Annotated in this window: 4 protein-coding genes, 2 tRNA genes and 1 rRNA gene; 1 reads left to right on the forward strand and 6 read right to left on the reverse strand. The window is 60.8% G+C overall.

The window, feature by feature from the left end:
- Positions 1–231: 231 nt before the first annotated feature.
- The gene (locus B3H64_RS04685; RefSeq protein WP_286733376.1) at positions 232–1,260 is read left to right on the forward strand and encodes a DUF975 family protein; all 1,029 of its coding nucleotides are present in this window, start codon (positions 232–234) and stop codon (positions 1,258–1,260) included.
- Between the two features lie 48 nt (positions 1,261–1,308).
- Here B3H64_RS04685 and B3H64_RS04690 read toward each other — a convergent pair whose 3' ends face one another.
- The 6 genes from B3H64_RS04690 to B3H64_RS04715 all read right to left on the reverse strand — a co-directional run bounded on the left by B3H64_RS04690 (position 1,309) and on the right by B3H64_RS04715 (position 5,412).
- Positions 1,309–2,007: a GNAT family N-acetyltransferase gene (locus B3H64_RS04690; RefSeq protein ID WP_286733378.1), complete on the reverse strand. Its 699-nt coding sequence runs from the start codon at positions 2,005–2,007 to the stop codon at positions 1,309–1,311.
- A gap of 259 nt (positions 2,008–2,266) precedes the next feature.
- On the reverse strand, positions 2,267–4,009 hold the full coding sequence (locus B3H64_RS04695; protein ID WP_286733381.1) for an ammonium transporter: 1,743 nt from the start codon (positions 4,007–4,009) through the stop codon (positions 2,267–2,269).
- Positions 4,010–4,289: 280 nt separating this feature from the next.
- On the reverse strand, positions 4,290–4,991 hold the full coding sequence (gene sfsA, locus B3H64_RS04700) for a DNA/RNA nuclease SfsA (RefSeq protein ID WP_050616862.1): 702 nt from the start codon (positions 4,989–4,991) through the stop codon (positions 4,290–4,292).
- Positions 4,992–5,048: 57 nt separating this feature from the next.
- Positions 5,049–5,164, reverse strand: a 5S ribosomal RNA gene (gene rrf, locus B3H64_RS04705).
- 82 nt (positions 5,165–5,246) lie between these two features.
- Positions 5,247–5,322, reverse strand: a tRNA-Lys gene (locus tag B3H64_RS04710).
- Between the two features lie 15 nt (positions 5,323–5,337).
- Positions 5,338–5,412: transfer RNA gene (locus B3H64_RS04715), tRNA-Glu, on the reverse strand.
- Between the last annotated feature and the right edge of the window lie 88 nt (positions 5,413–5,500).

Raw genomic sequence — 5,500 nt, forward strand, 5'->3', positions numbered from 1 at the left:
CGGGCGCTCCGGCGGCTCCTTCGGCGGGGGTGGTTTCCGGGGCGGCGGCTTCGGGGGCGGGGGAGGCTTCCGCGGCGGCGGGGGCATGTCCCGCGGCGGCGGCGCCGGACGCAGATGACTCCAACGCCCGGAGAGGTATACCTCTCCGGGCGTTTTAATGACCAGCCCCGCATTTACAACCGGATGGTCCGTATGATATGATGAAGCATCCGAGGAACAGGAGGAACATCCATGGGATTCCATCGTCCGCAAGTCAAGGAGGCCGCCAAGGCGGCCATCCGGCAAGCCCATCCCAGCCCCCGCTGGATCACACTGCTCTTTTTCCTTCTCGTTTGGGGCGTCCCCGGCGCCCTGATGCTGCTGGCCGCCCGCCCCCTTCTGAACCTCGCCGCCCTGGCGGCCGCCGGCGTGCCGGAGCATCCGCTCTATCGCTACACCGCCTCTGTGTCCGGTGGGCTTTTCTCCCTGCTCTTCTTTTTGAGCGTCCTGGTCACTCTGTTCTGTGTCGTGCTGACCTACGGGTATCTGAGCTATGGTCTGAAACTCTGGCGGGGGCAGGAGACCGGCTGGCGCGATCTGTTCTGCGGCATCCCGCAGGCCGGCCGGGTCCTGCTTCTGACCCTTGAGATCTTTCTCTTTTCTCTTTTATGGGCCGTACTGGGCGCCATCCTTCTCACCATCGGCGTTTTTATACTCAACACCGTCAGCTTCCTCCTCGCCGCTTTATCCTACCAATTGGGCCAGCTCTTTCTGGAGCTCCTGTCCCTGGCCGCGTCGGTGGGCTTTATGGTGTTCTTCTATTCCAGGGTACTCCGCTATGCCCTGGCCTATTACATCCTGCTGGATCAGCCCAGGTACCGGGCCAGCGAGGCCCTGGACGCCAGCAAAGACCTTATGGTAGGGCACCGCTGGACCTTTTTTGTCCTGCTGCTCTCTTTCCTGGGCTGGTTCCTGCTGGAGTCGCTGCTCTGCAGCGCCGCCGGGCTTCTGTGCCAACAGCTTCTCCCGTCCGGCTCTGTGGGCCTCGCCCTGATCACCTGGCTGCTGACCAGCCTGTGTACCCTGCCCCTCACCCTCTGGCTCGTCCCTTATCTGGCCTGCTCCTGTGCCGGCTTTTATGAGGCGGTGGCGCAGAATCCCGGCCCAGCCTCCGGCTTTCCGCCCCGGCCGGAGGAGTCCGACCCGGAGCGCCGGTCCCGCGGTGGCTTTGACGGGGACTATCCGCCCGGGGACTATCGGGGCCCGGACCTGCCCATCTGAGGGGATCGAAAAGCGCCGCCTCCCGGGAGGCGGCGCTTTTTAGACGGTTCAGACCGACACCGCCTCGTACCAGTGGGAGAGCATCTTGACCGGACGGAAGCCCGCCCAGTGGTAAAGGCCCCAGGCGGGCCCATTGGCGGAGGACACCCGGAGCCAGCAGGCCGGGTACCCCGCCTCCGCCAGCCGCTCCATGACTGTCAGCAGCAGCTCCCGGCCCAGCCCCTGGCCCCGGTAGTCCGGCAGGAGGGCGATCCCCTCAATCTCCGGCGTCTCCTCCTGGAAGCTCAGCTCGTAGACGCCTACAGCCGCGCCGTCCAGCCGGACCAAGCCGGAACGTGGTTCTCCCGTCAGGAGCTCCTCCAGCTCCTCCTCGCCATAGGTGGCCGAGTTCGGCACACCGAAAAAGCCGCGGTTATACTGGTCCAGCCACAGCGCTCCCTGCTCCCGACGCAGGGACTCCAGTACCAGCCTGCCCGCCGGGCGGGGCCGGTCCGGTCCCAGCCCCCGCTCCATGGTCCACATCTCATGACGAAAGGACAGCCGCCAGGGGCCCAGCTTTTGTCCCTCCGCCAGGGGCGCCTCCCGGTCGGTGGAGGTCAGATAGATATGCTCTGCACCCTGTCCCCTCAGCGCCCCGATCCGGTCGGCCAGCGCCTCCTCCAGCGCCGCTCCGCCGGGCCCTTGCCGTACCACGAGGTACGCCTTCCCCTTGGGGGCAATCTCTTTTGTCACTGTAAGCAAGTCCATATGCTTCTCCTTCGCGCGGTGGTCCGCCTTTGAACTCTATTATAATGTCTAAGGTGCAAGGTTTTCTGGCTCATTTGCCCAGAAGCCTTGCACTGGAACAAAGCCAATCGGCCTTGAAAGCCTTGGGATTCACGACTTTCGGCTTTGTTCCGTACGCATTATTATAATACGGCGTCCCGGACCTGTCCAGTCCGGGACGCCGCATGGCAGGGTCAGCAGAGTATGGGAAGCAAAGGGAGAGGGGAAATCGGAAGTTCGTTTATTCTTCGCCCTGGATGGCATCGTGGCCCTCCTCGCCGGTGCGGACCTTTACTACATTTTCCACATCATAGACGAAGATCTTGCCGTCGCCAATACGACCGGTATACAGGGACTTCTTGGCCGCGTCGATCACCCCGGCTACCGGCACCTTGGACACGACAATCCCTACCTGTACCTTGGGCAGCAGATTGATGGCCATGGGAACGCCGCGGTAGTACTCCGTTTTTCCCTTCTGGATACCACAGCCCAGCACCTGGGTCACGGTCATCCCGGTGACGCCGATGCGGTTCATTGCGGTCTTCAGGTCCTCAAACTTGGCCTGATTGCAGAGGATGGTGACGTTGCTCAGCTTCATCCCGGACTCCGGCGCGGTCCGGATTCTGGTGACCGCCTGGGCTGGCGCCGACTCATCCACATGGGCCTTCGAAGCGGCGGGCTCGGGGTAGGCGTTCTCCTCCGGCAGAGAGGTCCGGCTGGTCGTTGGTGCAAAGTCGGCATAGGCAGAGGGCAGGCCGTGCTCTGTGGCGTCCAGTCCGGTGATCTCCTCCTCCTGGCTTGCGCGGAGTCCCACTGTTTTCTTGATGACCAGGAAGGTGATGGTAATGGTGACCGCTGTCCACAGGATGACGGAGAGCATGCCCAGCATCTGCAGGGCCAGGAGGCTGACACCGCCGCCGTAGAACAGCCCCACATATGTATCGTTCCCAGGGGCCGCCGTGGTGGCAAAGAGGCCCACCGCGACGGTGCCCCAAATGCCGTTCAGGCAGTGGACCGCCACGGCACCCACCGGGTCGTCAATGCGCAGCTTGTAATCCAGAGCCCAGACGCCAAAGACCACCAGGACGCCGGCCACCGCGCCGATGACAATGGAGCCCAACGCATCCGTCACGTCACACGGAGCGGTGATGGCTACCAGCCCGGCCAGGGAGGCGTTCAGGCACATAGAGACGTCCGGCTTCCCATACTTGACCCAGGTGAAGATCATGCAGGTGACGGTCGCCACCGCCGGGGCAATCGTGGTAGTGACGAAGATGGAACCCAACTGCTCCAGAGAGGTGGCCGCAGCGCCATTGAAGCCGTACCACCCCAGCCATAGGATGAATACGCCCAGAGCGCCCAGCGGAAGGTTGTGGTCGGGGAAGGCATTTACCTGCGTGATCTTACCGCTCTTGTCGCGGCCAAACTTGCCCATCCGGGGCCCAAGAATCTTGGCACCAATCAGGGCGCTGATGCCGCCCACCATATGGATGGCGCAGGAGCCGGCAAAATCGTGGAAGCCCGTCTGGGCCAGCCAGCCGCCGCCCCAAATCCAGTGCGCCTCAATGGGGTAGATCAGTGCAGAGATCACAGCAGAATAGATGCAGTAGGACAGGAATTTCGTTCGTTCCGCCATAGCACCGGATACGATGGTAGCTGTAGTGGCACAGAACACCAGGTGAAACACAAAGTTCGACCAGTCAAACGCTGCATAGCTGGTAAAGATATCAAAGCCCGGTTTGCCGATCAGGCCCAAGAGATCCTCGCCCAGCAGCAAGCTGAAGCCAATGAGGATAAACACCACTGTGCCGATACAGAAATCCATCAGATTCTTCATGATGATGTTGCCGGCATTCTTGGCTCGGGTAAACCCTGCTTCTACCATAGCAAAGCCGGCCTGCATCCAAAAAACCAGTGCGGCGCCAATCAGAAACCAGACGCCAAAAATTTGACCGTTCAGGGCACTCCATACTTCTTCTGTCATAATATGCTCCTCCTCAAATGCAAAGACGCACGCTCCCTCTTTGGGTGGAGCGCGCGTCTTTGCGCATTTTCATGCCATTGCTGTGTTTTCGAGAAGAGGGCCGCTTCCATCTCTGAAAAACACAACGGGCGCTGCGGATGGTCTTTCATCCGCAGCGCCCTTGCTTGATGGGAGCAGTTTACAGGATTTCTTGCTTCACGTCAAGGGTATGCCTGCATTTTTGGCGGTTTTACAGAATTTATAGGCTCCTTCTTCCTCTTTTCATGCAACTTGTATTTCCCTAACATTCATTTTCAGGGCCCAAACGCACCGGAACCGGTCCAGAAAGCTCCAGGGCATCCGGCCGCACACAGCAGGTATGGGCCAGGATCTTCACCCCTGCAGCGGCGGCCCGGCGGACTGCCGCGCCAAAGGCGGGATGGGTCCTGTCGTTCGGGGCCAGCCATTTGACGTTCTCCATCTGGACCACGAAAAAGAGTGTCGCCTCATAGCCCTCCGCCCGACAGGCCATCAGCTCCTCCACATGCTTGACGCCCCGCTCCGTGGGCGCGTCCGGGAAGAACACGGCCCCGTCCTCTTCCAAGGTGACGCCCTTAACCTCCACAAACCCCCGGCGCTCTTCCGCCTCCCAGTAAAAATCGAATCGGGAGCTCCCCCAGGCCGTCTCCGGGCGCAGCAGGGCCAGCCCCGGCACAAAACCACCCGTTCGGGCCCACTCGCCAAAGACCCGGTTGGGAGCCTGTGCATCCATATTAATGAGCCTGGACCCCTTTTCCACCGCCACCAGATCGAAGCGGGTCTTGCGCGCCGGGTGAGCCGCGCCCTCCAGATAAATACGCGCGCCCGGAACCAGCAGCTCCCTGCACCGGCCTGTATTCTTCACATGGACTCGTTCCCGGCCGCCGTCAGGCAGCTCTACCTCCGCGATAAAGCGGTTGGGTCGGCTGCAAAACCGGGCCGGCACAATGTGTGTGTACTGCATGAGGGGTCTTCTCCTCTCTATAAGAAAAGCGGACAGAATCTTCTGTCCGCTTTTCTGTGTTGGCGTTACCTATCTTCCCGGGCCGTCGCCAGCCAAGTATTTTCGGCGCAGATGAGCTTAACTGCCGTGTTCGGAATGGGAACGGGTGGACCCTCACCGCAATCAACACCAACTATATTTCAACCGGTTGCCCAGTCAAAACCAATATGAACTTTTGGGAGTTCCCATGGAGCGCATCTTAGCGCTCCATGGGAATGGTGCGCCTTCACGGATTCGAACCGGGGACCCACTGATTAAGAGTCAGTTGCTCTACCAACTGAGCTAAAGGCGCATACAAAGGAAAAGCTGGTGACCCGTGCGGGAATCGAACCCACGTTTGCGGCGTGAGAGGCCGCCGTCTTAGCCGCTTGACCAACGGGCCGCATATGCGCGTGGCATATCAATCTACACCTTCAAAACCGAACAACGAGAGAGTGGAACAAGCCAAGCCTTGCATAAACATGTTAAGG

It is taken from the genome of Intestinimonas sp. UBA1698 (genome assembly GCF_002320075.1).
GTDB classification, from domain to species: domain Bacteria; phylum Bacillota; class Clostridia; order Oscillospirales; family Oscillospiraceae; genus Intestinimonas; species Intestinimonas massiliensis.